Genomic DNA, 24997 nt, shown 5'->3' on the forward strand with positions numbered 1-24997 from the left:
ACCGAAAGGAAACCATCATGAAAGTAGCGATCATCATTCTGTCCGACCCTAAATCCGGCGGCGACGACGCACTGGGCCGCATGTTCAACGGCCTGGCCGCCGCCTATGATTTTAAGCAGAAGGGCATCGAAGTCGGCATCTACTTCCAGGGCGCCGCCACCCGCTGGCCGGGCGTGCTGGCCTCGGAACAGCATCCTATCCACGCGCTGTACAAAGGCGTTGAAGACAAGGTGGTCGGCATTTCCTGCGGCTGCGCCGATGTGTTCGGCGCCCGCGAGGAAGTGGAAAAAGCCGGCTTCGACCTGATCACCGATAACAGCGTGCCAGGCACTTCCGGCCTGCCCAGCATCGCGCAGATTTCGGCTGACGGCTACACCGTCTTCACCTTCTAAGCCAGACCACGAAAACGCTGTGGCTCTGCGCCGGCATGCTGTGCTGCACAGCGCCATCGTGCGAAAAAACTAATCAGAGAGGAATCACCATGAAAACTACCCGCATACTCGCCGCGCTAAGCCTGGCCGTGCTGGTGCACGCCGCACCTGTCGCCAGCGCCAAGGACGCGGTCAACGTCGCCAGCACCGCCACCGTGGAATACCGCACCGTCAAGGTCGACGGCGTCAATGTGTTCTACCGCGAAGCCGGTCCGAAGAACGCGCCGGTGCTGCTGCTGCTGCACGGTTTCCCGACCTCGTCGCAGATGTTCCGCAACCTGATCCCGCAACTGGCCGACCGTTATCGCGTGATCGCCCCGGACTATCCAGGCTATGGCCAGAGCGATATGCCGCCGATGGACAAGTTCACCTACAGCTTCGACAACCTGGCCAAGGTGATCGACAAGTTCACCGAGCAGCTGGGCCTGACCCGATACGCGCTGTACGTACAAGACTACGGCGCACCGATCGGCTACCGCATTGCCCACGCCCATCCGGAACGCGTGACCGCAATCGTGGTACAGAACGGTAACGCCTATGACGAAGGCATCGCCAACGATTTCTGGGACCCCGCCCGTGCGTACTGGAAGGATAAAACGGTGGCCAATGGCGACAAGCTGCGTCCACTGTTCGAACTGCCAGCGACCAAGTGGCAGTACAGCGAAGGCGCGCGCAATATCGCCCGCGTCAGCCCGGACCCGGCGATTCTCGACCAGGCGTATATGGACCGGCCAGGCAACAAGGATATCCAGCTGGAGATGTTTTACAGCTACGGCACCAATCCTGGCCACTATCCGGAATGGCAGGCTTATTTCCGTAAATACCAGCCGCCGATGCTGATCGTCTGGGGCAAGAACGACAAGATCTTCCCGCCAGCCGGCGCCCATCCTTATCTGCGCGATCTGCCGAAGGCCGAGCTGCATCTGCTGGACACCGGCCACTTCGCGCTGGAAGAGGATAGCCAGGTGATTGCCGGCTACATCCGCAACTTCATGGCGAAGAACGTCAAGGCCAAATAAGTATCAGGCCGGCCGCGCCAGCTCTGCTTGCAGCGCGGCAAACAGGATGTCCATGCCCGTGTGGTAGATGCCGTCGATTTCGCTGACGCGCAGGAAGGGCATGGCGGCTGTGATGAGGGGGAATTCCGGCTGGTCGAAATTTTCCAGGATGATCGGCGTCGCGTCCGGCTGTTGGGCGCGGCTGCCAACTTCCGCCAGTCCCGCGCCGGCAGTGAAGTTGGCCATCATCCGGTAGTAGCGCGCGCTTTGCGCCGGGCTCAGGCCCGCGTCGTGAAAGTGCTGTAGCAGCTGTTCGTAAAATTGCAGTGAAATCTGGGTGCGGAAGCGGCGCGATACCATGGCCAGGTAGGCGTGCGGATGCTCGATCGCCATCAGGCGCAGGCCGTCGAACGTGGCGCGCACGCGTTGCAGCGGCGCGCCCTCAGCCGCCAGCTTGGCGCTGACTTCCTCGAGTGCGATATCCAGTATGCCATCCAGCAGTTCCGCCTTGTTGCGGAAGTAGTGATAAAGGGCCATGGCTTCGACGCCCAGCTCGCTGCCGAGCTTGCGCATGCTGAGCTGGTCGGTGCCATGTTGGTCTATCATATTGAGCGCCACTTGGGCGATGCGCTGACGGTCCAGCGGTTCAGTCTTGTTTTTCACGCTCTTTTTTAGCCTTTATTTCAATATGCCTACGCATTATCGCACTGGAACCGAAACCATAGAAATAGCGGCGCGGCGCCACTTCTTCGCCGCCGCGCCGGACGCGTTTGGATGCTGCATCATGGACTTGCCGGGCACGCCGGCCACGCTGCTGAGCGTGCTGGCCATGCCGTCGCCGACCATGAACCGCGTACTCGGCCTGCCGGGCGATGCGCCGCTATCGGCAGCCGCCCTGGCGCAGATCCGCCAGGTGTTCAGGGAACGCGGAATTCCACACTTCTGGCTGCACGCCTGGAATACGCCGGACAGCAGTGTGCTGCATGAGAGTCTGCTGGCGCTGGGTTGCCAGCGCAAGGGCGCCTGGGCCAAGTTCGAACGCGGCCTGGAAGACCTGCCCGCGCTGGCGGCGGAATTTCCATACAGCCTGCGGCTTGCGAGGGCAGACGAGTACGGCGTGGCCGGGCAGATCCTGGCCGACAGTTTCAGCATGCCGCTGCTGGTGCCCTGGATGGAAGGATTGGCCGGGCGGCCCGAGTGGCAGGTGTTTTTCGCCTGTGACGATGAAGGCACGCCGGTCGCCACCGGCACCTTGCTGATCGACGGTAAGGACGCCTGGCTGGGCATGGGCGGCACCTTGCAGGTCGCGCAGCGGCGCGGCTGCCAACAAGCCATGCTGGCGCTGCGGCTGGCGGCGGCCAAGGCGGCCGGTTGCGTCATGGTCAGTGTCGAGGCCGAGGCGCCAGAGCCGGGGCAGGCCGGTTCTTCAGCGAAAAACATCCTGCGCGCGGGCTTCCGGCAGATCGGTACACGTCAGAACTACCTTTGCCAGAGCTGACTTTACAGTGTAAATGTAAACGTGTATTCTGCTTGGCTTTACAATGTAAAGCACGGAGGAGTAATGGATCGTCGTAATTTTCTGGCCGCCAGCGTGGTGACTGTGGCGGGCGGCACCGTGGCGAATACTGCCGCCGCTGCCTCGAATGGCGCCACCGCCACCCAGCCGGACGGCATCAATCCGGTTGGCATCCGCACCGCCGGCATCAAGATGGTGCCGGTGATGGGCGGTAAATATAAGGTGTGGACCAAGAAAGTCGGCAGCGGCCCGGTCAAGGTCCTGCTGCTGCATGGCGGTCCGGGCTTCACCCATGAATACCTGGAAGCGATGGAGTCCTTCCTGCCGCAAGCCGGCATCGAGATGTATTACTACGACCAGCTAGGCTGCGGCAATTCCGATCAGCCGGACGATGCGTCGCTGTGGACGCTGCCGCGCTACCTGGAGGAGTTGGAAGAGGTGCGCGAGGGCCTGGGCCTGGACAACTTCGTGCTGTACGGCCACTCGTGGGGCGGCGTGCTGGGCATCGAGTATGCGCTGACGCACCAGCGCCACCTGCGCGGCCTGGTGATTTCGAATATGACCGCCGGCATGCAGTCGCTGCTGCAACACCTGGACACCATCAAGCGGCAGCTGCCGCCAGCCTCGCTGGCCAAGCTGCTGGCGCTGGAAGCCAAGGAGGCCTATGACACGCCGGAATACCAGCAGATCATGATGGAAGACCTGTATCCGAAGGTCATCTGCCGTTTGACGCCATGGCCGGAGCCGGTCGAGCGCGCCTTCCGTCACGCCAACCAGAACATCTACCACCAGATGCAGGGCAAGAGCGAGTTCCTGATGACCGGCAACCTGAAGGATTGGGAACGCTGGGACCGCCTGCACGACATCAAGGTGAAGACGCTGACCATGGGCTCCCGCTACGATGAAATGAATCCGGAAGACATCAAGAAAATGGCGCGCATGATGCCGAACGCCCGCGCCGCCATCTGTGAACAGGGTAGCCATCTGGCGATGTGGGATGCCCAGGCGGATTATTTTGGCCATCTGCTGAAGTTTCTGAAGTCCGTTTGAATGATATAATGAGAATCATTTTCATTCAGTGCGGATCAACGGGTGCCTGTCTCCGGCAATCAACAGCTTAAGCAACGCCAACTGACAAGCGATACGCTGACCAGCCTCTACCAGCGCTGGCGCTTGCCGCTGCTGCGCCTGCTGCAGCGGCGCACCGGCAACCGCGATCTGGCGGAGGACGCCACGCACGATGTGTTTGTTCGCCTGGCCGCGTCGGGCAGGGCACTGGCGCCGGCCGAAGAGGCGCCGTATCTCGCCACCTCCGCGCGCAACGCGGCCACCGACCAGTGGCGCCGCAGCGATGACGCCGACGTGGTGTCGATGGACGCGGTGGCGCAGGAGCTGAACGGCTTGCCGGACCAGCCGCAATCCGAACCGCAGCATATTGCCGAGCAGCGGCAGCGCATCGCCCGGCTGAATGACGCGGTCGCCGAACTGCCGGAGCGCCAGCGCCAGGCTTTTCTGCTGAACCGCATCGATGGGCTGACGCACGACGAGGTGGCTGAGGCGATGGGGATTTCGGCGCGCATGGTGTCCAAGCACCTGAGCCGGGCGATGGCGTATTGCCAGTTGCGCGTCAATTACGGCAGCGTCGAGCAGATGGCGCGCCTGCACCTGAACGATGACGCAACCGAGGATGCTGCATGAACCTGATCTCCCTGCACGAGCAGGCGGCGCAATGGTTCCTCCGCCGCAGCGAGCCCGGCTGGACCGGTGCCGATGAGCGCGACCTGAACGCCTGGCTGGACGCCTCTCCGCAGCACCGGCAAATCTACGGCAGCATGGCCTTGACCGCCCACGACCTGCAGCAGATTCCACTGGCGCAGGATGGCGCATGGCGTCCGCAAGCAGCCGCAGCCGCGCAGCCTCTCTCTGCTCCAGCCGCACCTCGCTGGAATCGCCGGACCTGGCTGTCCTCGGCGCTGGCCGCCGGCGCGGTGCTGGCGGTTGGCGCTGGATATGGCTGGCAGCGCTGGCTGGACCTGCCAAGCTATACCATCGCGGTCGCCACCGCGCCAGGCGAGATACGCGTACTTGACCTGCCTGACGGCTCCAGCGTAACGCTCAACCACACTAGCAAACTAACGGTCCGCTATTCCGGGCGCCGCCGCGCGCTGACGCTGGACAGCGGCGAAGCCTTCTTCAAGGTGGCGCACGACGAAACCAGGCCGTTTACCGTGGACAGCGGCGCCAGCCAGGTCAAAGTCCTCGGCACCATATTCAACCTGCGCACTTCCGCGCCGCAGACAGTGGTAAAAGTACTGGAAGGACGCGTCGAAGTCCGCCCGGTACTCGACGCCGCCCACGCGCAAGTCCATGTGCTGAATCCCGGCAGCGGCCTGAGCATCGACACCGCCACCGGCCGCGCGCGCCGCCTGTCCGCCGCCGCCGAGTCGGTCGGTGACTGGCGTAGCGGCCACCTGCATTTCAGCAGCACACCCTTGTCCGAGGTGGCGAGCGAGCTGCAACGCTATCTTGGCCAACCGGTACTGATCGACGATCCGGCACTGGCCGCGCAGGCGATCTCCGGCCTGGCAGCCACCAGCAATCCCGGCGTATTCCTGCAGGCCTTGCCGGCCGCGCTACCGGTGCAGGTGCGTCAGCTGGCGGACGGCAGCTGGCGCATCAGCAGCACGCGCTAAAAATTATTTGCACTTTATTCGCATCCCCAGGTTCTGGATTTCCCCGGCAGTGCGTTATTACCTTAAGGAGTCGACTCCTGCGGTAACTTAACTATGGATGGGGAAGATGAAGGAGACTTTACGTCAATGCGCAGCCTGGCTGCATACCTGGGCCGGGCTGGTGGTCGGCTGGGTATTGTTCTTTGTATTTGTGACCGGCAGCGCCGGCTATTTCCAGTACGAGATCACGCGCTGGATGCAGCCCGAGCGGCTGGCGCCGCAAGCGCCCGCGCAAGCGGCCAGCAGCGCCGACACGCAGCGCATGGTCGGCCTGGCGCTGGACCGGCTGGCGCTGTCCGCACCGCAGGCCGCCAACTGGCGTATTACGCTGCCGCATTACGGCATGGGCAACCGCGCCTGGCAGGAGTTCTCGGTGCGCTGGGAGCAGTTGCCGGAGCCTGGCCATGACTACGGCCCCAGTTTTTCCGAGCGACTGAATCCGGCGAACGGCGCCTTGCTGCCGCAGGAAGCCGAGCCGCGCGCCACCACCGGCGGCTCCGGCCTGTACCGCATGCATTATTCGCTGCATTACATGCCGTATATGTGGGCGATCCGGATTGTCGGCGTGTGCACCATGCTGATGTTGATTGCGATCGTCACCGGCGTCATCACGCACAAGAAAATTTTCAAGGACTTCTTCACCTTCCGTCCCGGCAAAGGACAACGCAGCTGGCTCGACGCGCACAACGCCATCAGCGTGATGGCGCTGCCGTTCTTCTTGCTGATTACCTACAGCGGACTGGTGTTCTTCCTGTACACCTATGTGCCCGCAGGCCGCGACATCGTGTACGGCTCCGATCACGACCAGGTGGAAGCATTCTTCGACGAGCTGTACGACGGCGGCCACAAGCATCTGCCGGTGAACCGTCCGGCGATTCCGCTGGCGCCGCTGGTGGACAAGGCGCAGACCGAATGGGGGCCGGGCAAGCTGGCGTCGATCCTGATCGAAGCGGATGAGGGCGAGCCACCGGAGATCGTGCTGGCGCGCGTGGCCGGCAATCACCTCTCCGTGTATCGCCCGGCGACGCTGCGCTTCAACGCGCTGACCGGCGAACAACTGCCCGAAAAGCCGGAGCCGGGCGGCAGCGCCGTCGCCACGCAAGGCGTGCTGTTCAACCTGCACGAAGGCATTTACGCGGCCACCTGGGGACGCTGGCTGTACTTTGCCGCCGGCCTGCTGGGTTGCGCGATGATCGGCACCGGACTGGTGCTGTGGACCGTCAAGCGCCGCAAGCACCATCTGGCGTCCGGCCTGGAAGGCGCGGACCACTTTGGTGTGCGGCTGGTGGAAAACCTCAACATCGCCACCATCGCCGGCCTGCCGCTGGCGCTGACCGCCTACTTCTACGCCAACCGCCTGTTGCCGGTGGAATTGAATGCGCGCGCGGAATGGGAGCTGCACTGCCTGTTTGCCGTCTGGCTGGGTACCCTGTTCTATGCCATGGCGCGCCCGCTGAAGCGCGCCTGGATCGAACTGCTGTGGGCCGCTTGCGCCGGCTTCGCGCTGCTGCCGGTAGTGAACGCGCTGACCACCAGCCGCCATCTTGGCAACACGCTGCCGCAAGGCGACTGGGTGCTGGCCGGCTTCGACCTCACCATGCTGGGCCTGGCGGCGCTGTTTGCCGTGATGGCCGTCAAAGTACAACGCCGCCTTGTGCCGGCCAGGGGAATCGCATGAGCAAGACATCCAAACTAAGCACTGCCGACCGCCTGGCGGTTTTCTCACGCGTGCTGGCAGCCGCCTTCGGTGGCTACGCACTGACTTCGGCCGTCACGGTGCTGCTGGCGCTGATCTGGCCCGCGCCCAAGGCGCAAGCGGTGTTGTGGGGCACCATGCTGAGCTTCGCCGTCTACACCACGTCGGTGATCTGGGCGTTCACCACCCGCAGCGCCACCCGTGCATGGGTTGGCATGCTGGCCAGCGCCGCTCTCTGCGCGGGTCTGGCGTGGGCCCTGAAAGGAGCCCCCGTATGAATACCGCTCTGCATATCGGCATCCTGGCTATCAGCCTGCTGGGCTTTTTCGCGCTGGCGCTGGCGACCGAACGTTATGGCGAACATTTGCTGGGTAGTCTGCCGTCGCCGCGCGTGCAGCTGCTGGCGCGCCTGATTGGCTGGCTGCTGCTGGCGGTCGCGCTGGCGTGGGGCGTTTGGGAACTGAACGCCGGCGTCGGCATCGCCATGTGGATCGGCTGGCTGAGCGTCGCCGCGCTGGCGCTGGTGTTCGCTTTCCCCAAGTGGCCATGGCAGCCGCCGGCACGCGAAAAACCTGAGCGGACGCCGAAGCTGCCGGACGCCAGCACCATACCGGTGCCGCGCCTGCGCCGGCTGGTCGCCGCTGTGCTGCTGGTGGTGACGGGTAGCGTATTCGCCTATACCTTGGGACAGGTGGAGCCGCAATTGCTGAAGCGGCCCGACGCGGTGCGCGGCAAGATCGGGCCATGGGACTTTACGCTGGCCGAGGCGCACCGCGAAGCACCGGAGCTGATGGCGATGGATATCCCGTTCAAGGAATTCCGTATCCGCTTCTGCGAGAGCTGCGACCTGGAAATCCGCCAGGTGATGATCAAGGTGAACAAGCCGCGCAGCGAGCGCACCACCGGCATGGCCTTCATGGGCGCGCGTTGGGAGCGTCGCGCGGAAATTCCACTGCCGTCGACCACCACCGCCGACAGCGAATTGTGGCTGACCGTGATCGGCAAGGATGGCGCGGTTCACCAGCAAGCAGTGCGCATGGCGCAGGTGTCGCCGTCCACGGTGGCGTGGTTCAATCAACAAAGGAGTAATGATGCGCAACGCTGATCGCATTCTGAAACGCGGCCTGGCGCTGGCCTGCATGATGCTGGCCGCATCGGCTGCGCTGGCGCACGAGCCGGTCGCCAAGTGTTTTCTGCTGAACGACACCACGGTGCGTTGCCGCGGCGTGACCAATGACGACGACCCGCTGCCGGGCGCTCGCATGGAAGTGATCGCGCATGACGGCAAGACGCTGATCGAAGGCAAACTCGACGCCAATTCCACGCTGACCTTCAAGAAACCGGCGCAGCCGTTCTACGTGCTGTTCGATACCGGGCCGGGTTTGCAATCGGTGGTGGAGCAGGATGAAATCACCGCACCGCCGCCGGGGCGCGCGCCCAGCTGGCTACGCAAACCCTAGCCCCATGCCGGGCTAGCGCGGTGCATCCGCCACCGGCACGCCGAAGTCCGGCGTGCCGTCTGCGCGCCACTGTATCAGCTGCGCCCGCGTGTGGCGATTGGGGTCATGTAAGGGATCGCCCTTGATATCGCGGTAATTGCGTGCGTGGTAGACCAGGATGTCCGACTTGCCGTCCGGCGTGGTGGTGAAGGAATTGTGGCCAGGGCCGTACTGTCCATGTTGCGCGCTGCTGGCAAACACCGGCACGGGCGACTTGTTCCACACTTTGGGATCGAGCAGGTCGGCCGAGGCGTCTGCGGTCAGCATGCCCAGCACGTAATTGGCGTCGGTCTTGCTGGCGGAGTAGGTCATGAACACGCGGCCATTCTTGACCAGCACCGCCGGCGCCTCATTGACATCAAAGCCGATCTTCTCCCACGCCAGCTCCGGCTGGCTCAGCATCACGGCGGGACCGGCAATGGACAGCGGCGTATCCATCCGCGCCAGGTAAATCGCCGTCACATGCTGGTCGATTTCCGGCGGACGCTGCGTCCACGCCAGATAGCGCTGCTTGTCCACCGTGAAGGTGGTGGCATCGAGCGAGAATGTCTCCCAGCCGGTTTTCAGCTGGCCGCGTTCGATCCAGCTGCCTTCAAGCGGATTGGCCGCCGCGTTCTCCAGCACATACAGGCGGATCTCCCACGGTTTCTCGACCGAGCCGGCGGTGAAGTAGATATACCATTTGCTATCGATGTAATGGATTTCCGGCGCCCAGATATGCGCGCCCATCACCCCGCTGGTGTGCTTGCGCCAGATCGTCTTGACTTCGGCCTTGCCCAGATCGTTCAGCTCCTTGGCCCGCCGCAGCTCGATGCGGTCGTATTCAGGCACGGTTGCGGTGTAATAGTAATAGCCGTCGCTGTGCAGCGTCACCTGCGGATCGGCGCGCTGCGTCACCAGCGGATTATGAAACGCCGGCGCCGCCGACACATGCGACACCAGCAGCGCGGCAGCCAGCGTAAAAGCAAGGCGGTTCATCGATAGTCTCCAGAATATTTTTTGACGATGATGTGATGAAACCGCCTGGGCATCCAATAACTTTTTTGCATCCAGCGATACTTTTATTGGAATCTGTTGCGCTTGCCGTAAAATGCTCCCTCCGACCAAGATACATCCGCATGAAACTGATTACATTAAAAGGCCTGTTGCCGCTGGCGATCACCTCGGTCCTGAGCCTTGCCGCCCACGCCCAGGACACCCGCTACGTGCCGCACGCGTCGTACACGCAGCTGGCGATTCCGGGGCCGGCTTGCTTGACGATGAATCAGCCTTGGGAGGGCGTCTGGAATCCGTGTACGGAGGCGGACCACAAGGAGTGGTTGCAGGATTTGCGGCATTGGCGCGACGAGCGCCGCATTCGTATCGGCTATGACGGCAGCCGCTACGCGCGGCCTTCGGCGGCGTGGACGCAATCGAGCTATATGCAGGCGCAGATGATGGTCGAGGACCGTTATTTTTACGATACGGCCGCGCGCCGCTACACGGTCGACCGTTATCTGGACGACCTGGAAAAGCGCTTCGGCGGCATCGACGCAGTACTGGTGTGGCCGACCTATCCGAATATCGGCCTGGATGACCGTAACACGGTGGACATGGTGCGCTCGCTGCCGGGCGGGATTCCGGCGGTGAAAAAAATGGTGGCCGATTTCCACCAGCGCGGCGTGCGCGTGATGTTTCCGATGATGTTGTGGGACCAGGGCACGCGCGCGCTGGACCGCTCCTGGCCGGACGAACTGGCCGCGCTGATGAAGGAAATCGGCGCCGACGGCATCAACGGCGACACCCAGGACGGCGTGCCGCTGGCCTTCACGCTGGCCGCCGACAAGATCAATAATCCACTGGTGTTCCAGCCGGAAGGCCTGCCGTCCGACGAGGCGCTGGCCTGGAACCTGATGACCTGGGGCCAGTACACGTTCCCGTTCGCGCCGACCGTGGACCGCTACAAGTGGCTGGAAACCCGCCACATGGTCAACATCTCGGACCGCTGGAACCGCAGCAAGACCGATGACCTGCAATTCGCCTTCTTCAACGGTGTCGGTTGGGAGAGCTGGGAAAATATCTGGGGCATCTGGAATGGCGTCACGCCGCGTGACGGCGAAGCCACCCGCCGCGTTGCCACGCTGTCGCGCATGTACGCGCGCTTTCTGGTCAGCCCGGACTGGGAGCCGCATTACCCATCGCGCCGGCATGGCGTGTTCACCAGCCGCTGGCCGCTGGCCGAAGGCACGCTGTGGACCATCGTCAACCGCAACGAATACGAAAGCGAGGGCGTGCAACTGCGCGCACCATACCGCGAAGGCGCGCGTTACTTCGACGCCTACCACGGCGTCGAGCTGACGCCACAGCGCGATGGCGATGGCGTGCTGCTGTCGTTCCCGATCGAGGCGCGCGGCTTCGGCGCGGTGCTGATGACGCACGCCACACCGGACGCCAGGCTGCACGCCAACCTCGCCAAAATGAAAGCGATGAGCACGCGTCCGCTGAGCGAGTTCTCCGCCGAATGGAAACCCTTGCCGCAGACACTGACGCCGGTCACACCAAGCAAACCGGCCAGCAGCGCACCAGCGGGCATGGTCGAGATCCCGGCCGGGAAATTCAACTTCACCATGCGCGGCCTGGCGATCGAAGGCGGCAATACGGCCGGCGTCGATGTGCAATATCCGTGGGAAGACAGTGCGCGCCGCTTCCACCAGCGCGATATGGACATCCAGCGTTTCTTCATCGACCGCTACCCGGTCAGCAACGCCCAGTTCAAAGCCTTTATCGATGCGACCCAATACCATCCGGCCGACGATGCCAATTTCCTCAAGCACTGGAAGAACGGCAGGTATCCAGCCGGCTGGGGCAACAAGCCGGTGACCTGGGTCAGCCTGGAGGACGCGCGTGCCTATGCCAGCTGGGCCGGCAAGCGTCTGCCGCGCGAATGGGAATGGCAGTATGCCGCCACCGGCAATGACGGCCGCATCTACCCATGGGGTAACGACTGGCGCGCCGACCTGGTACCGCAGCAGGTCACCGGCCGCCTTGTGGGCATGCCGGACGACGTCGATGCGCACCCGGCAGGCGCCAGTCCGTTCGGCGTGCAGGACCTGGTCGGCAATGTCTGGCAATGGACCGATGAATACAGCGACGAGCACACCCGCTTCGCCATCCTGCGCGGCGGCAGCTCGTATCGTCCGCAAGGTTCGATGTGGTATTTCCCGCAAGCCTATCGCAACGACCAGCATGGCAAGCTGCTGCTGATGGCGCCAGGCCGCGACCGCGCCGCCACGCTGGGCTTCCGCTGCGTCACCGACGCCGAGTAAACAGGAGACAGCATGCTGCTGAAAGAGATGATGAGCAAGGCGGTGGTGACGGTGGAGCCGGACGACACGCTGGCGCTGGTCAAGCAAATGTTCCATCTTGGGCGGTTCCATCATGTGCTGGTGATGGAACAGGGACGGCTGATCGGTGTGGTTTCCGACCGCGATTTGTACAAGGCGCTCAGTCCCAACATCGACACGCCGGCCGAAAGCTACAAGGACACGGCCACGCTGAACAAGACGGTGCGCGAGATCATGTCGCAGCAGCCCATCGTGCTGAACGAGAATGCGACGGTGGACGATGCAATCGACATCTTCAACGCCCACGTCATTTCCTGCATTCCTATCCTGTCCTTGCAAGGCCAGCTATTGGGCATCATCAGCTGGCGCGACATCCTGCGTAATATGCGCTCACTGGACGCCAAATGAATACGATCGACACGCTGACCCGCCTGGCCGACCGCCAGGCCTTCCGTGAAGGCTTGCACGCGGCGCTGCAGCGTTCCGCAAGGGCCGGCACGCAGATGGCGCTGGTATTGATTAACCTTGATGGCTTCCAGAGCATCAATGACCAGCACGGGCAGGATGGCGGCGACACCCTGCTGCGCGAAATCGCGCAGCGGTTGCAGAATCTGGCCCGCGCCAGCGAACTGGTGGCGCGGCTGGGCGCCGACGAATTCGGTATCGTCTGCGAACAGGTGGCCGCGCCGGCCATGCTGTCTGCGCTGGCCGAGCGTATTCAGACAGCGTTGCGGGCGCCAGTGGTGATCGGCGGCGAGCAGGTGCCGGTGACTGCCAGCATCGGCATCGTCTGCGGCGGCGACGCTGATGTGGCCGACGAGCTGCTGCGCTACGCCACCGCCACGGTGCAAGCCGCGCGCAGTGCCGGCGGCGATAGCTGGCAATTCTTCAACCCGCAGGTGCACCAGCGCGCCTTGCAGCGCATGGACCTGGCGCACGGCTTGCAACTGGCGCTGGAGCGCGATGAAATGTCGCCGCGCTTTCAACCGATCGTGGAAGCCGGCAGCGGCCACATTGTCGGCGCCGAACTGCTGCTGCGCTGGTTCCCGCAGCAAGGCGAAATTTCGCCGGCGGAGTTCATCCCGATCGCCGAAGCGAGTGGCGCGGTAATTGCCATCGGCGCTTGGGTGTTCCGTCAGGCCTGCCTGGCCGAACGCGACTGGCATCAGCGCTGGAACGATGCGGCGCCTTACGTGTCGGTCAACGTCTCGGTGCGCCAGCTGGACGATCCGGGGTTGGCCGACAGCTTTGAGGCCATCCTGCGCGATACCGGCGCCGATCCTCGACGGCTGCTGCTGGAAATCACCGAGAGCATGCTGATGGACGATATCGACGCCAAGCTGCGTGTGCTGGACCGTTTGTCCGGCATGGGCTTGCGCATTGCGATGGACGATTTCGGCACCGGCTACTCGTCGCTGTCGCAACTGGCGCGGCTGCCGGTGGATGTGCTGAAGATCGACCGCTCCTTCATCGTTGATATCGCCAACAGCGGCGAAAGCCGCGCGGTGGTGGAAGTGGTGATCGGCCTTGGCCGCGCGCTCGGCATGAAGCTGGTGGCGGAAGGCGTGGAGACGGCCGATCAGCAACTGGAACTGTGCGGCTACGGCTGCGATCTGATTCAGGGCTACTACTTTTACAAGCCGCTGACCGCCGCGCAGTTGGTCAAGGCGATGGAGGAGCAAGCCGCCAGCGGCGAACAGGTGCCGGCCAACGAACTGTATTTCCTGCTGTACGTCAGCGAGGCGGTGGCGCCGTTGTCCGGCGCGAAGCTGGAGCAATTGCTGACCCGTACCCGCGTCAACAACGCCAATGCAGGCATCACTGGCTGCCTGCTGTACGAGGACGGGCATTTCATGCAGATCCTGGAGGGTGAGCGTGGCAGGGTGCAGGAGACGTTCGAGCGCATCCGCGTCAGTGCGCTGCACACCGGCGTGCGCGTGGTGATGCAGGGGCCGGCGCGGCGGCGCATGTTCACCCACTGGAGCATGCTGCTGGTCGATAGCACAGCGGCGCGCCGTCATGGGCCGGATTTCAAGGATTGGCGGCCTGACCCGATGCGGTTTGACGAAATTGCCCGCGACGCACGCGTTTGCTATGCCTTCATCACCGCTTGCGTACCTGACGTGAAACACTAAATACGTCCGCGTAAGCATTGTCTTACGCAAACACAGCATTGTTCCCGATGCAAGCTGCTGACCGGAGTCTCCATAATCAAGCTATGCCCCCCAATCGCAACCCTTCTGGACTGATGTATGGCGAATGACTTCGATGGCTATGTTCGCGTGCGTGGCGCGCGTGAACATAATCTGAAAAACGTGGATGTCGATATTCCGCGCAATGCGCTGGTGGTGTTCACCGGCGTATCCGGTTCTGGCAAGTCGTCGCTGGCGTTTGGCACGCTGTACGCGGAGGCGCAGCGGCGCTATCTGGAGTCGGTGTCACCGTATGCGCGTCGGCTGTTTCATCAGATGCCGGTGCCGGAAGTGGACGCCATCGACGGCTTGCCACCGGCCGTGGCCTTGCAGCAGCAGCGCGGCACGCCGACGACGCGTTCCTCGGTCGGCAGCGTCAGCACGCTGTCGAATTCCTTGCGCATGCTGTATTCGCGCGCTGGCGATTATCCGGCGGGGCAGGAGTTGCTGTACGCCGAATCGTTTTCGCCGAACACGCCGCAGGGCGCGTGCCCGCAATGCCATGGACTGGGACGCGTCTACGAAGCGACCGAAAAGTCGATGGTGCCGGATGACAGCCTGACGATCCGCGAACGCGCTGTTGCCGCTTGGCCGACGGCGTGGCATGGCCAGAATCTGCGCGATATTCTGGTCACGCTGGGCTACGATGTGGATACACCGTGGCGTGATCTACCCAGGAAAACCCGCGACTGGATTCTGTTCACCGACGAGCAGCCGAGCGTGCCGGTCTACGCCGGCCTGACGCCGGCCGAGACGCGCCGGGCGCTCAAGCGCAAGGAGACGCCAAGCTATCAGGGCACGTTTACCGGTGCGCGCAAATATGTGCTGCAAACCTTTGCCGGCACCGAGAGCGCGCTGATGAAGAAGCGCGTGGCGCAGTACCTGGTCAGCATGGCGTGTCCGGCCTGCGAGGGTAAGCGGCTGCGCAAGGAGGCGCTGTCGGTGACATTTGCCGGCCACGACATCACCGAGATTTCCCGGCTGTCCTTGCGCCACTTGGCACAGCTGCTGCAACCGTATGCGGCGGGCACGCCATCCGGCGGCAAGCGGCGCGCGGCAGGGAAGGCGCATCCCGAAAAGGCGCTGGTCACGCAGCGCATTGCCGCTGACTTGCTGGCGCGGCTGGAGGTGATGCTGGATCTGGGCCTGGGCTATCTTAATCTGGAGCGCGGCACGCCGACTTTGTCGCCTGGCGAGTTGCAGCGCTTGCGGCTGGCCACGCAGGTGCGCTCCAGCCTGTTCGGCGTGGTGTATGTGCTGGACGAGCCATCGGCTGGGCTGCATCCCGCCGATACTGAAGCGCTGCTGCGCGCGCTGGACCGGCTGAAGGCCTCGGGCAATTCGCTGTTTGTGGTGGAGCATGCGCTCGATGTGATACGGCATGCGGACTGGATCATCGATGTCGGCCCGAAGGCGGGCCAGCACGGCGGCCGGGTGCTGTACAGCGGCAAGCCGGATGGACTCAAGTCGGTGCAGGAGTCGCGTACTGCGCACTATCTGTTCGGTGCGGCGAAAAGGTCGCAACGTCCGCTGCGCGAGCCGCAGGGATGGCTGCAACTGCGCGGCATCACGCGCAACAACCTGCAAGGCCTGGCTGCCGATTTTCCGTTGGGTGTATTGACCAGCGTTAGCGGTGTGTCCGGCTCCGGCAAGTCGAGCCTGGTCAGTCAGGCGCTGATCCAGCTGGTGCAGGCGCAGTTGGGCCATGCGGTGGCGGCCGAACCCGCAGACGCCAGCGAGGACTTGCTGGAGGCGGCAGATGAGGGCGAGCTGCAAGGCCAGATTGTCAGCGGTATGGATCGCGTACGGCGGCTGGTACAGGTAGACCAGAAGCCCATCGGCCGCACGCCGCGCTCAAATCTTGCCACCTACACCGGACTATTCGATCATGTGCGCAAGCTGTTTGCCGGCACGCGCGCGGCCAAGGCCAAGCATTACGATGCCGGTCGTTTCTCGTTCAATGTCGCCAAGGGGCGGTGTCCGCACTGCTCGGGCGAGGGCTTCGTCATGGTCGAACTGCTGTTCCTGCCCAGCGTGTACGCGCCGTGCCCGGAGTGTGAAGGGGCGCGCTACAACCCGCAAACGCTGGCGGTGCGCTATCGCGAACGCAATATCGCCGAGGTGCTGGCGATGACCGTGGATGCGGCCTGGGAGTTTTTTGAGGACGTGCCAGCGCTGCGCCATGCGCTGGACGTGCTGCGCGCGGTTGGCCTGGGCTATCTGCGCTTGGGGCAGCCGGCGACCGAATTGTCCGGTGGCGAGGCGCAGCGGATCAAGCTGGCGACCGAGCTGCAACGCGCCAGCCGTGGCGATACCTTGTATGTGCTGGACGAGCCGACCACCGGCTTGCATCCGTCCGATATCGACCTGCTGCTGCAACAGCTGCATGGCCTGGTGGATGCGGGCAATAGTGTGATCGTGGTCGAGCACAATGTGCAGGTGCTGGCGGACAGCGACTGGCTGATCGATATCGGTCCCGGCGCGGGCGAGGAGGGCGGCCGCATCGTCGCCAGCGGCCTGCCGGCCAAGGTGGCGCGGCAAAGAGACAGCCGCACCGCGCCCTATCTGCGTGCGGCGCTCAAAGCCAGCTAGCGGCGCGAGTAATATGCTGCCAGCTCGGCGATTTCAGCGTCGGTCAGCTGGCGTGCGACGTTGCGCATCTGTTGATTCAGATCGTTGCTGCGGGTGCCGTTGCGGAAGGCGTAGAGCTGGTCGCGGATGTAGTTTTCCGGTTCGCCGTCGAGTATCGGCGTGGCCGCCTGCCGCGCCATGCCGCCGTGACAGCTGGCGCAAGCGCCGATATTGCGCATCGGCGCACCATTGCTGACTAGCTTCGGCGCCGCATGGCTGTCACTCCCAGGCTCGCGTTCATGCGGCAGATAAGCGTAATAGGCCGATAGATCGCGCATGTCCTGGTCACTCAATCCCTGCACCATCGGCCGCATGATAGCGCTGACGCGGTGGCCCGACTGGTAATCGCGCAGCTGCTTGTACATTGCCGCCTCGATCTGCCCAGCCAGATTGGGCGAGTTGGCCTCGCTGACGCCGCGAATACCGTGGCACATGGTGCAGCGCATGGCCAGCGTGGCGCCACGGCCGATTGACTCGGCATTCGCCGGCCGCATCATATTGGCAGTCACGATAACGTTGCTGGGCCGTTGGGCGGCATCATCACCCAACTCGCTGGAGCGGGTCGGCCCGGCAATGCCCGCGGCGCTGCAAATGGCTTCCCACAGCGATAGCGTGGCCTGGCGGTTATTCGCCATCGGCACCCAGATGAAGCCGATGGCGGCCGACACCAGGGCCGTCAGCAGCAGGATGATGACGCTGTAGCGTGTCCAGCGGTTTTTCAGGGAAAGGACAGAATGTTCTTGCATGGGATCACCTGATCGGAACGGCCGGCACGGCGGTATTCGGAGTGTTGATCAGCTGCGCGATCGGGAAGCCGTAGTTGATCAGGCTCAGGCCGATCATCAAGGCCAGCCACAGTGCGAAGCCGTTCAACGCGGCAGGCACGCGCCCCGTCTCATGTGCAGCTTTGCTGAAACTGAATTGCGGCAGCTCGATGCGCGCGGCGCGGTGGCCGCTGAACAAAATCCACAGGAACAGCACGCCGGACGCCAATAGCAGCAGCCCGCCGCTGAAAGTGATGATCACCGACAGCGCCATCGGCGCCAGATCAGCAGCGGTGTAGTCGTAGTAAGCCATACGGCGCGGCATGCCGAGGATGCCGACCCAGTGCCATGGCAGCGTCAACACCATCATGCCGACAAACCACAGCCACAGCTGCACCCGCATCAGCTTCCAGCAATCGAGCGCGCGGCCGGTCAGATGCGGCCACAAGTCATAGGCAACAGCGAAGTACATGATCACGATAGCGCCGCCGAAAATCAGGTGGAAGTGCCCGGTGATCCACTGCGTGTTGTGGATGGCGAAGTCCAGCTGGTAGCTCATATTGATCAAGCCACCCGCACCGCCGAAACCGAGCATGATGAAAGACAGCGCCAAGGCCAGCATCAGCGGATTTTTCCATGGCAGCTTGGCGATCCACGCGAACTTGCCTGTGCCGCCGCGCAGCCGGCCGGCGATTTCCACCGAGGCGCAGATGGTAAAGATGGTCAGCAGTGTCGGCACCGACACCATGCCGGTGAAGACCGCGTGCAGGAATTTGACGCCCGTGCCGACTTGCGGATCCTGGAACAAATGGTGCACGCCGATGGGCATCGAGAACACCAGGAACAGAATGAAAGAGATGCGCGCCATGGCGTCGCTATACAGCCGTCCGCCTATCGCGCGCGGCACCAGCGTGTAGAAGGCAATATAAGCCGGCATCAGCCAGAAGTAAACGATGGCGTGCAAGGTCCATGAGAAGAACACCCGCGCCAGACCGGCGTCGATGGTGGTCTTGAAGCCCAGCGCCACCGGCAGGATCAGGAACAGAATCTCCACTGCCGCGCCTACCGAGGTCCAGGCCCACAGATAGGCGCCGGCATTATTGGCGAACATCGCCAGCGGCACCGTTTCACCGGGATGGCTGCGGCGCCAGATGCGCAGGTTGATCGCCATCAGCGCCACCCAGATCCACGAGCCGACCACCACCAGCACCACGCCGATATAGTAGAAGGCGTTAGCGATCAGCGGCGGATAGAAGGTGTACAGCACCGAAGCTTTGCCCAGCGCCACCGGCACCATGGCCGTCACCGTGCCGACCACTACCAGGCCGAAGCCGAGCCAGGCCCACTTCAGGCCGACCAGCGCCTGCTTCAGCGCCAGTTCGACGATGGCGTAGCCGAAGCCCATCGCCACCAGCGTCGGGAACACATAGCCCATGGCCGAGCCGTGCGCGGTGACCGAGCGGTAATACAGTTCAGGATTGCCCAGCCAGGCCGACAGCGGGCTGCGGATATACATCTGCCACTCGCCCAGAATCAGCGCCAGGAAGAAGGCAATGAAGGCCAGCCAGAAGTGGGCCAGCACCAGGCGCCGGTTAGGAACGTTCAGCACAGCTCAGCCTCCGTTTTTGTTGTGCCGCACGGGCGAAGGTTTCCTTGTCGACTACCTTGACGTGGGCCCACATGGCGGCGTGGCCGACGCCGCAGAACTCGTGGCAGGGCATGGTGTGATCGCCGGTTTCCTTGAAGCGTGCGTGGAAGGTCGATACATAGCCGGGGATCAGGTTGACATTGATATTGGTGTTGGTCACGCTGAAGCCATGTACCACATCGGCGCTGGTGGCGCGAATGACAATCGGCGTATCTTCCGGCACCACCACGCATTGCGGGGTGAATGAATACTGGCTGCCGACCACGCGCACGGTGACGCTGCCATCGGTTTCGGTGGCGCTGCCCAGATTGGCCTCGACAAATTCACCGGCCAGGTGCAGTGTGCCGGGATTGACGGTTTCCATGCGCTGCGGCGGCATGGTAATCCAGTGCAAGCTCATATAACCCATCATGAACAGCAGGGTGGCGACGACAATGCCGACCACCCACACCCAGCGTGTTTCCGCCTGTTCGGCAACGTGAGCGGCGGTATGCTGTTGATCGCTCATCTAGGCACCTCCGCGCGCGACAAACACCAGGAAATAAAAGGCGAACCAGATCAGCATGACGATGGCGACCGCCACACCGGCCAGTGCGAATGCGCCGCCCGGTCCTTGCGCCACGATGGCGTCCACGCGCTGCTGATTTGCCGCCTCGGTTTCGGCGGGCGTATCGGGTTCCACGATCATTGCTGTCCTCCTATTCAAGCAGCGCGCTGCGCAGCTGGTTGACTTGTTGCGGCGTCACAGGCGCGGCGCTGTTGCCCCAGGCGTTGCGGATATAAGTGGCCACGGCCGCGACCTGCGCATCGTTCAGATCCTGCGCGAACGGCGGCATGCCGTACGGCGTTGGATTCTTGCGCGTGCCCGGCGGGTAGCCGCCGTTGAGGATCATGCGCACCGGGTTCACAGATGATCCCATCAGGATTGACTGGTTGGCGGCCAGCGGCGGGAAGTGCGGCGGCATGCCGCGTCCGTCGGCCGCGTGGCAGGTGGCGCATTGGGCTTCGTAGATGCGCTGGCCTTCGGCAAACTGCTGCTGCACGTCGTTGGTCAGCGGTGCGGGTGGCGGCGCAGGGGGATCGTCGCCAGGCAGGCTTTTCAGGTAGACCGCCATCGACTTCACATCGGCATCGCTCAGGTATTGCAGGCTGTTGAAGGTGACTTCCGCCATCGGGCCATACACGGTGCCGCGATGCGAGACGCCGGTTTGCAGCAGGTCCATGATGTCCTGCAGCTCCCAGTTGCCCAGGCCCGCCTCGCGGTTAGAGGTCAGCGACGGCGCGTACCAGTTCTGCATCGGGATCAGGCCGCCCTGAAAGGCCTTGGCCTCGGCCGAGCCACCGAGCGCGTTGATCGGCGAGTGGCACATGGCGCAGTGGCCCAGGCCCTGCACCAGATAGGCGCCGCGATTCCATTCAACGGACTGCTGCGGATCGGCCTTGTACTCGCCTTCCTGGAAGTACAGCGTGCGCCAGCCGATCAGCAGGCTGCGGTTGTTGTAGGGGAAGCGCAGCTCGTGCTCGCGGTTGGCCTTGTGCACCGGCGGCACCGACATCAGGTAAGCGAAGATGGCGTCGGAATCCTCGCGCGTCACCTTGGTGTAGGAAGCGAACGGCATGGCCGGGTACAGCAGCTTGCCGTCCGGCGAGCGGCCGGTGTGCAGCATGTCGTAGAACTGCGCCGGGGTCCACTTGCCGATGCCGGTTTCCTTGTCCGGCGTGATATTCGGCGCGTACAGATTGCCGAACGGCGTTGGCATGGCGCGGTTGCCGGAGAAGATCGCTTGTCCCGGCACGGTGTGGCAGGCGATGCAATCGCCCGCTTGCGCCAGGTATTTGCCGCGCTCGATCTGCGCGCTGTTGATGGTGGTATCGGGTGCGGACGAACCGCGATTCATCAGCCACCAGGCGGCGCCTGCCAGCAAAACGAGGATCAGCACGGCGGCAAGCAGGATGCGTTTGATCATGGCTTGGCTCCCGCTGCCGCGTGCGGACTCTGGCTGCCGCAGCCCATCGGCAATTGGGTATTGTCGGCCGGCGCGGGCTTGTCATTGGCCGGTACGGGCAGCGTGGCCAGGTAGGCGGAGACGGCGGCCACTTCAGGCTCGGACAGTGTCGAGGCGATCAGCTGCATGCAGTCCGGCGCCAGCGCGGTGCGGGTGCCGTAGCGCCAGGCGCCAAGCTGCGCGCTGACATAGTCGGTGCGCAATCCAAGCAGGCCGGGGATGCCGGGCTCGCGGCCAGTCAGCGTCGCGCCGTGACAGGTGGTACAGGCGGGAATCTTCTTGTCCGGCAGGCCTTTGGTGACGATCTGCTGGCCCTGGGCGATGGTGGCCGGTGGCGCGCTGGGCGCGGTGACGGTGATCGGATCGGGATGCTGGGCGGCGAAATAATCGGCCATCTGCTTTAGGTAGGCGGGCGGTAGATAGGCCAGCAGGTAATTCATCGGCGCGTAACGGCGGCGGCCTTCCTGGAAGGCGATCAGCTGGTTGTACAGATAGCCGGACGGCTTGCCGGCCAGGCGCGGGAAATACACATTGGTGACGCCGCGCCCCTTGTCGCCATGGCAGCCGACGCAGGCTAAAACCCGCGCCTCCATCGTATCCGGCGCGCGCTGCGGTGGCGGAATCGTCGCGTCCTGCTGCGCGTATGCGTGGCAGGCGAAGGTACTTAAAACCAATAACGCTGATAAACCGCGAGATGGGGCCATGCCGTCTCCTCTGGGCTGCTGCACAAGATCGGGTGCTAATCAATATATATCTTACAACCTTAACTCCCTGCTGTAGCGCACGCTCTACCACATAGCAGAGCTGATTGTTGTGGAAAAGGAACGATTTGTCTACGACAAGGTATCCGCGTTCGTGTGGAGATTACATCTGGCAGGCCGACGACTTGCCTCAGCTACGCTAGGACTTGACGGCCCTAGCGGCACCTGGCGGTCGGTCAAGCCCACGGTTTCCTAATAGGCAGGATGGCGGATGTGGGAATGCTGCTGCGCTGTCAGACACGGCCCTCCGCGACATCAATGCGCGCTCGCCCAAATGTTGCTGCGCAGAACTGTTGCTGATGATTGCAGTGCCGGGTATGAATTGCTCGGCGCGAACACTTATAAGCCGCCCCCCACCGGCGGTTACGCTGCAACAATGGTGACAATGCGTGAACCTTTCGTATTGGCAAGATGTTATCCTGAAGATATTTGTCCGAGTTCGGCCAACAACAGACATTCGATTTTTACTTTCGCAAAGATTTCCGTGTGATGAACTTCCCTTTTGAACCTCGCTCCACTTCCTATCTACGACAGGGACAATACTGGAGTTTTCAGCTGAGCAATGGTCACTTTGCCTGCGGCTTGGTTTTGGCACGCACTACTTCGGAAGGGAAGCTGAATCGCACTTTGTTTCTTGGTGGGCTTTTAAATTGGTCCGGCCTCTCATTGCCTACGCCGTCGAACCTAAAGAACGCCGGTGTATTGCAAAGCGGATTTATGCACATTCGAGCAATTCAGCGTAACGGTGGTGAAGTGAACGGCGCAGTCGATGGCACTTGGGATGTCGCGCCAGAGGTGATGTACATGGGCCTGAGTAGCGATGGCCCGTCAATTTGGGGTTATGGCTACATTCGTGCTTTGGCTGAAAAGCATTTTGGAGACGAATGATGGAGCGATAAGCAGCTTAGGAAAATCGCTTGACCGGCCAGTCGGTCAGCGGCCAAGAGCGGACCTAGCCATAGAAAGAACAGCCGTATGCTGTCATTGATGAACGATACGAAGTGGGATGAGTTGCGACTGGCGATGTATCAGCTTGGACCACTCTCACCCAAATGGCGTACATTGGACGTGGAAAATGGGCACCTCTCAGAGTGGGATGGAGAATGGTTTTACCACTTCCGGAATGGCGGATATAAATTCATTAAATGGGTAGAAATCGCTATCGAATCCCCCACACAACGGCAGGCGGTATTGACTGAGCTGGCCAAGGTACACGTTCCAGGAGAGTCCAATGAAACCGGGTTTCGAGTTCTTGGCTACGCCGAACTGGGTATCGAGGTCGATTACCTAGCTTGACGTCTAACGGCCAACAGCAGCCGGTCAGTTTTAACATTTTTTGCTTTACACAATAATTCCAAAAATGAAAAAGAATAGAATTTTGGCGTTCACATTGTTAGCAGCTTCCCCGTATGCCTTGGCTCAATATGCAAACATGGAAGGAAGCTACTCAGCACCTATTGGTGTTTCTCTGCAAGTGATTGTGTTGGATAGTCAAAAAGGCGATGTCGCAGCAACAACGACGGTCGTCCAAGGGGCATGTTCTGGTACCGTTGCAGGTTTAGGGAAAGTGGCGGGTAGGAAGATGACGTTCACTCCTTTTACTAAGGAAGAGAATGGTGATGCTTGCGTCATCACTGTTGAATTCGATAAGTCTTTTAAACGTGCCAGGATTAAGGGAGACGCCTGTATGGTCTATTCCGGCGCGGCCTGTGGATGGGAGGGCGCTACGATTACGAAGGAAAAATAATTTTGCCAGCATCACCTACCGGCCAACAGCGGCCGGTGCCGTTAAAGGAAAAAAAGAGGATTTACATGACTAAGAAATTTTATCGAATGACGTTGTCGGTACTTGAGAGTGAGATTGCAGTCAACGCAGACAGCATCATGGCTGTCATTCAGTTGCCAAACAACGGTGCCAATCATTACCGGGTTTGGTTGACTGGGCCTTTACCAATCGCGGCAGACATCTCGAAACGCATCGCGCAGTTGGGTGGTGTAACGCCACTGACTCAGGATTGGTGGGACGTCACGTCATCTGATTTTGGCGATCTGTTCACCACTGCGTAGGCGAGTTCGGCCAGTAGCTGCCGCCGACAAAGCGAAGCAGTTATTAAAAGGAATGCTGATGACTCTTATAGTGTCTTACATAGAAGACGGTGAGGTCTACCTGTATAGCGACACGCTCGTTAGCTTTAGCAAACAGCAAGGGAAACCAGGTTTTCATGTATTAAAAATACTGATGCTTTCTCCTACTTTGGTGATTGCTTTTAGTGGGGCCTACCGACAAGCCTTAGAAGTTTTCTTTGACTTAATTAAGCAAGAGAGCCCGCCTCAACTCTCTGTGGGAGACTTGGCACATCTGCTACATCTAAGGTGCGCCTCCATTAGTGAGGAATTAGGCCGGGAGGTATCTCCGGATTTCTTGCTGGCCCAATCGGGGCCTGAACCGATCGTTTATCGGATAACTGATCAGGAATTTAAAGCATGCCCGCAGCATGGTTGGATTGGAAATGGCGAGGCCGCCGCAAAGGTGTTCAGGGCGCCAGAACGCAACAGGACCGGAATAGGTAGAGCGATGCGCGCGACAGTGTTTAACGCCGAATTCGACGATGTCGGCGGTCACTTCGTCGAAGCGAGAGGAACTACTAAGGGGTTTAGGTTTGTTCCGAAACTGTGTAGTGGTCAACCCATCCCGGACACTACGTTAAGTTTTTCTTCGGTGACGGCCGGCGCCAATCCTTCATTGAACTGATGTGGCCGTATCCAGTTATACCGGTGCATCAGATAGTGGCTGATGTCC

Annotated in this window: 27 protein-coding genes; 19 read left to right on the forward strand and 8 right to left on the reverse strand. The window is 62.0% G+C overall.

Features of this window, described 5'->3' with window-relative positions; all coding sequences use genetic code 11:
- Positions 1 to 17: 17 nt before the first annotated feature.
- Together KW842_RS13865 and KW842_RS13870 are read left to right on the forward strand one after the other, a co-directional pair.
- Complete coding sequence (locus KW842_RS13865; protein WP_218304671.1) at positions 18 to 392, forward strand: DsrE family protein; 375 nt, start codon at positions 18 to 20, stop codon at positions 390 to 392.
- A gap of 89 nt (positions 393 to 481) precedes the next feature.
- The gene (locus KW842_RS13870) at positions 482 to 1450 is read left to right on the forward strand and encodes an alpha/beta fold hydrolase (protein ID WP_218304672.1); all 969 of its coding nucleotides are present in this window, start codon (positions 482 to 484) and stop codon (positions 1448 to 1450) included.
- A 3-nt stretch (positions 1451 to 1453) separates the two neighbouring features.
- Here the strand turns inward: KW842_RS13870 and KW842_RS13875 are convergent, their stop codons facing one another.
- A complete protein-coding gene (locus KW842_RS13875) occupies positions 1454 to 2092 on the reverse strand; it encodes a TetR/AcrR family transcriptional regulator (protein WP_218304673.1) in 639 nt (212 codons plus the stop codon).
- A gap of 25 nt (positions 2093 to 2117) precedes the next feature.
- Here KW842_RS13875 and KW842_RS13880 point away from each other — a divergent pair, with 25 nt between their 5' ends.
- The 8 genes from KW842_RS13880 to KW842_RS13915 all read left to right on the forward strand — a co-directional run bounded on the left by KW842_RS13880 (position 2118) and on the right by KW842_RS13915 (position 8833).
- Positions 2118 to 2927 (forward strand): hypothetical protein, encoded by an 810-nt coding sequence (locus KW842_RS13880; RefSeq protein WP_218304674.1) that lies wholly within the window; start codon positions 2118 to 2120, stop codon positions 2925 to 2927.
- A gap of 63 nt (positions 2928 to 2990) precedes the next feature.
- Complete coding sequence (locus tag KW842_RS13885) at positions 2991 to 3995, forward strand: proline iminopeptidase-family hydrolase (protein ID WP_218304675.1); 1005 nt, start codon at positions 2991 to 2993, stop codon at positions 3993 to 3995.
- A gap of 42 nt (positions 3996 to 4037) precedes the next feature.
- On the forward strand, positions 4038 to 4643 hold the full coding sequence (locus KW842_RS13890) for an RNA polymerase sigma factor (protein ID WP_373925184.1): 606 nt from the start codon (positions 4038 to 4040) through the stop codon (positions 4641 to 4643).
- A complete protein-coding gene (locus tag KW842_RS13895) occupies positions 4640 to 5638 on the forward strand; it encodes a FecR domain-containing protein (protein WP_218304676.1) in 999 nt (332 codons plus the stop codon). Before KW842_RS13890 ends, KW842_RS13895 begins: the two co-directional genes overlap by 4 nt.
- Positions 5639 to 5744: 106 nt before the next feature.
- Entirely contained in the window at positions 5745 to 7355 is a 1611-nt protein-coding gene (locus KW842_RS13900) for a PepSY domain-containing protein (protein ID WP_218304677.1), read from the forward strand.
- Positions 7352 to 7651, forward strand: a complete 300-nt coding sequence (locus KW842_RS13905; RefSeq protein ID WP_218304678.1) for a DUF3649 domain-containing protein — start codon at positions 7352 to 7354, stop codon at positions 7649 to 7651. The genes KW842_RS13900 and KW842_RS13905 overlap by 4 nt, the downstream gene beginning before the upstream one ends.
- Positions 7648 to 8478 carry a DUF3325 domain-containing protein gene (locus KW842_RS13910; protein WP_218304679.1) on the forward strand — a complete coding sequence of 277 codons (831 nt, stop codon included), beginning with the start codon at positions 7648 to 7650 and terminating at the stop codon, positions 8476 to 8478. Before KW842_RS13905 ends, KW842_RS13910 begins: the two co-directional genes overlap by 4 nt.
- Positions 8462 to 8833 carry a hypothetical protein gene (locus tag KW842_RS13915; RefSeq protein ID WP_218304680.1) on the forward strand — a complete coding sequence of 124 codons (372 nt, stop codon included), beginning with the start codon at positions 8462 to 8464 and terminating at the stop codon, positions 8831 to 8833. The genes KW842_RS13910 and KW842_RS13915 overlap by 17 nt, the downstream gene beginning before the upstream one ends.
- 12 nt (positions 8834 to 8845) lie before the next feature.
- Here the strand turns inward: KW842_RS13915 and KW842_RS13920 are convergent, their stop codons facing one another.
- The gene (locus tag KW842_RS13920; protein WP_218304681.1) at positions 8846 to 9850 is read right to left on the reverse strand and encodes a family 43 glycosylhydrolase; all 1005 of its coding nucleotides are present in this window, start codon (positions 9848 to 9850) and stop codon (positions 8846 to 8848) included.
- A gap of 140 nt (positions 9851 to 9990) precedes the next feature.
- Here KW842_RS13920 and KW842_RS13925 point away from each other — a divergent pair, with 140 nt between their 5' ends.
- The 4 genes from KW842_RS13925 to KW842_RS13940 all read left to right on the forward strand — a co-directional run bounded on the left by KW842_RS13925 (position 9991) and on the right by KW842_RS13940 (position 16979).
- Complete coding sequence (locus KW842_RS13925; protein WP_229223675.1) at positions 9991 to 12177, forward strand: SUMF1/EgtB/PvdO family nonheme iron enzyme; 2187 nt, start codon at positions 9991 to 9993, stop codon at positions 12175 to 12177.
- 12 nt (positions 12178 to 12189) lie between these two features.
- Entirely contained in the window at positions 12190 to 12603 is a 414-nt protein-coding gene (locus KW842_RS13930; protein WP_218304682.1) for a CBS domain-containing protein, read from the forward strand.
- Positions 12600 to 14330, forward strand: coding sequence for an EAL domain-containing protein (locus tag KW842_RS13935; protein WP_218304683.1), 1731 nt, complete (start codon positions 12600 to 12602; stop codon positions 14328 to 14330). Before KW842_RS13930 ends, KW842_RS13935 begins: the two co-directional genes overlap by 4 nt.
- A gap of 117 nt (positions 14331 to 14447) precedes the next feature.
- Positions 14448 to 16979, forward strand: coding sequence for an excinuclease ABC subunit UvrA (locus tag KW842_RS13940; protein WP_218304684.1), 2532 nt, complete (start codon positions 14448 to 14450; stop codon positions 16977 to 16979).
- Here the strand turns inward: KW842_RS13940 and KW842_RS13945 are convergent.
- The 6 genes from KW842_RS13945 to KW842_RS13970 all read right to left on the reverse strand — a co-directional run bounded on the left by KW842_RS13945 (position 16976) and on the right by KW842_RS13970 (position 22140).
- Positions 16976 to 17764, reverse strand: a complete 789-nt coding sequence (locus KW842_RS13945) for a c-type cytochrome (protein ID WP_218304685.1) — start codon at positions 17762 to 17764, stop codon at positions 16976 to 16978. The two genes, KW842_RS13940 and KW842_RS13945, sit on opposite strands and share 4 nt — an antisense overlap.
- A 4-nt stretch (positions 17765 to 17768) precedes the next feature.
- Entirely contained in the window at positions 17769 to 19391 is a 1623-nt protein-coding gene (locus tag KW842_RS13950) for a b(o/a)3-type cytochrome-c oxidase subunit 1 (protein ID WP_218304686.1), read from the reverse strand.
- Positions 19375 to 19938 carry a cytochrome C oxidase subunit II gene (locus tag KW842_RS13955; protein WP_218304687.1) on the reverse strand — a complete coding sequence of 188 codons (564 nt, stop codon included), beginning with the start codon at positions 19936 to 19938 and terminating at the stop codon, positions 19375 to 19377. The genes KW842_RS13950 and KW842_RS13955 overlap by 17 nt, the downstream gene beginning before the upstream one ends.
- Positions 19939 to 20118: a hypothetical protein gene (locus KW842_RS13960; protein ID WP_218304688.1), complete on the reverse strand. Its 180-nt coding sequence runs from the start codon at positions 20116 to 20118 to the stop codon at positions 19939 to 19941.
- A gap of 10 nt (positions 20119 to 20128) precedes the next feature.
- A complete protein-coding gene (locus KW842_RS13965) occupies positions 20129 to 21328 on the reverse strand; it encodes a cytochrome c (RefSeq protein ID WP_229223694.1) in 1200 nt (399 codons plus the stop codon).
- A gap of 65 nt (positions 21329 to 21393) precedes the next feature.
- Positions 21394 to 22140 carry a cytochrome c gene (locus KW842_RS13970; RefSeq protein WP_373925185.1) on the reverse strand — a complete coding sequence of 249 codons (747 nt, stop codon included), beginning with the start codon at positions 22138 to 22140 and terminating at the stop codon, positions 21394 to 21396.
- 486 nt (positions 22141 to 22626) lie between these two features.
- Here KW842_RS13970 and KW842_RS13975 point away from each other — a divergent pair, with 486 nt between their 5' ends.
- The 5 genes from KW842_RS13975 to KW842_RS13995 all read left to right on the forward strand — a co-directional run bounded on the left by KW842_RS13975 (position 22627) and on the right by KW842_RS13995 (position 24949).
- On the forward strand, positions 22627 to 23085 hold the full coding sequence (locus tag KW842_RS13975) for a hypothetical protein (protein WP_218304690.1): 459 nt from the start codon (positions 22627 to 22629) through the stop codon (positions 23083 to 23085).
- Between the two features lie 87 nt (positions 23086 to 23172).
- A complete protein-coding gene (locus KW842_RS13980; RefSeq protein WP_218304691.1) occupies positions 23173 to 23493 on the forward strand; it encodes a DUF6678 family protein in 321 nt (106 codons plus the stop codon).
- Between the two features lie 64 nt (positions 23494 to 23557).
- The gene (locus KW842_RS13985) at positions 23558 to 23944 is read left to right on the forward strand and encodes a hypothetical protein (RefSeq protein WP_218304692.1); all 387 of its coding nucleotides are present in this window, start codon (positions 23558 to 23560) and stop codon (positions 23942 to 23944) included.
- Between the two features lie 65 nt (positions 23945 to 24009).
- Positions 24010 to 24264, forward strand: a complete 255-nt coding sequence (locus tag KW842_RS13990) for a hypothetical protein (RefSeq protein ID WP_218304693.1) — start codon at positions 24010 to 24012, stop codon at positions 24262 to 24264.
- Positions 24265 to 24322: 58 nt separating this feature from the next.
- Entirely contained in the window at positions 24323 to 24949 is a 627-nt protein-coding gene (locus tag KW842_RS13995) for a hypothetical protein (protein ID WP_218304727.1), read from the forward strand.
- Positions 24950 to 24997 lie beyond the last annotated feature (48 nt).

Source organism: Duganella sp. sic0402 (genome assembly GCF_019219065.1).
GTDB lineage: Bacteria > Pseudomonadota > Gammaproteobacteria > Burkholderiales > Burkholderiaceae_D > Rugamonas.

What these genes read in the sequence shown, in the direction of transcription:
- KW842_RS13865 (WP_218304671.1), top strand. Translation starts at nt 18, where the DNA reads ATGAAAGTAGCGATCATCATTCTGTCCGACCCTAAATCCGGCGGCGAC.
- KW842_RS13870 (WP_218304672.1), top strand. Translation starts at nt 482, where the DNA reads ATGAAAACTACCCGCATACTCGCCGCGCTAAGCCTGGCCGTGCTGGTG.
- KW842_RS13880 (WP_218304674.1), top strand. Translation starts at nt 2,118, where the DNA reads ATGCCTACGCATTATCGCACTGGAACCGAAACCATAGAAATAGCGGCG.
- KW842_RS13885 (WP_218304675.1), top strand. Translation starts at nt 2,991, where the DNA reads ATGGATCGTCGTAATTTTCTGGCCGCCAGCGTGGTGACTGTGGCGGGC.
- KW842_RS13895 (WP_218304676.1), top strand. Translation starts at nt 4,640, where the DNA reads ATGAACCTGATCTCCCTGCACGAGCAGGCGGCGCAATGGTTCCTCCGC.
- KW842_RS13900 (WP_218304677.1), top strand. Translation starts at nt 5,745, where the DNA reads ATGAAGGAGACTTTACGTCAATGCGCAGCCTGGCTGCATACCTGGGCC.
- KW842_RS13905 (WP_218304678.1), top strand. Translation starts at nt 7,352, where the DNA reads ATGAGCAAGACATCCAAACTAAGCACTGCCGACCGCCTGGCGGTTTTC.
- KW842_RS13910 (WP_218304679.1), top strand. Translation starts at nt 7,648, where the DNA reads ATGAATACCGCTCTGCATATCGGCATCCTGGCTATCAGCCTGCTGGGC.
- KW842_RS13915 (WP_218304680.1), top strand. Translation starts at nt 8,462, where the DNA reads ATGATGCGCAACGCTGATCGCATTCTGAAACGCGGCCTGGCGCTGGCC.
- KW842_RS13920 (WP_218304681.1), bottom strand. Translation starts at nt 9,850, where the DNA reads ATGAACCGCCTTGCTTTTACGCTGGCTGCCGCGCTGCTGGTGTCGCAT.
- KW842_RS13925 (WP_229223675.1), top strand. Translation starts at nt 9,991, where the DNA reads ATGAAACTGATTACATTAAAAGGCCTGTTGCCGCTGGCGATCACCTCG.
- KW842_RS13930 (WP_218304682.1), top strand. Translation starts at nt 12,190, where the DNA reads ATGCTGCTGAAAGAGATGATGAGCAAGGCGGTGGTGACGGTGGAGCCG.
- KW842_RS13935 (WP_218304683.1), top strand. Translation starts at nt 12,600, where the DNA reads ATGAATACGATCGACACGCTGACCCGCCTGGCCGACCGCCAGGCCTTC.
- KW842_RS13940 (WP_218304684.1), top strand. Translation starts at nt 14,448, where the DNA reads ATGGCGAATGACTTCGATGGCTATGTTCGCGTGCGTGGCGCGCGTGAA.
- KW842_RS13945 (WP_218304685.1), bottom strand. Translation starts at nt 17,764, where the DNA reads ATGCAAGAACATTCTGTCCTTTCCCTGAAAAACCGCTGGACACGCTAC.
- KW842_RS13955 (WP_218304687.1), bottom strand. Translation starts at nt 19,938, where the DNA reads ATGAGCGATCAACAGCATACCGCCGCTCACGTTGCCGAACAGGCGGAA.
- KW842_RS13960 (WP_218304688.1), bottom strand. Translation starts at nt 20,118, where the DNA reads ATGATCGTGGAACCCGATACGCCCGCCGAAACCGAGGCGGCAAATCAG.
- KW842_RS13965 (WP_229223694.1), bottom strand. Translation starts at nt 21,328, where the DNA reads ATGAATCGCGGTTCGTCCGCACCCGATACCACCATCAACAGCGCGCAG.
- KW842_RS13970 (WP_373925185.1), bottom strand. Translation starts at nt 22,140, where the DNA reads ATGGCCCCATCTCGCGGTTTATCAGCGTTATTGGTTTTAAGTACCTTC.
- KW842_RS13980 (WP_218304691.1), top strand. Translation starts at nt 23,173, where the DNA reads ATGCTGTCATTGATGAACGATACGAAGTGGGATGAGTTGCGACTGGCG.
- KW842_RS13985 (WP_218304692.1), top strand. Translation starts at nt 23,558, where the DNA reads ATGAAAAAGAATAGAATTTTGGCGTTCACATTGTTAGCAGCTTCCCCG.
- KW842_RS13990 (WP_218304693.1), top strand. Translation starts at nt 24,010, where the DNA reads ATGACTAAGAAATTTTATCGAATGACGTTGTCGGTACTTGAGAGTGAG.
- KW842_RS13995 (WP_218304727.1), top strand. Translation starts at nt 24,323, where the DNA reads ATGACTCTTATAGTGTCTTACATAGAAGACGGTGAGGTCTACCTGTAT.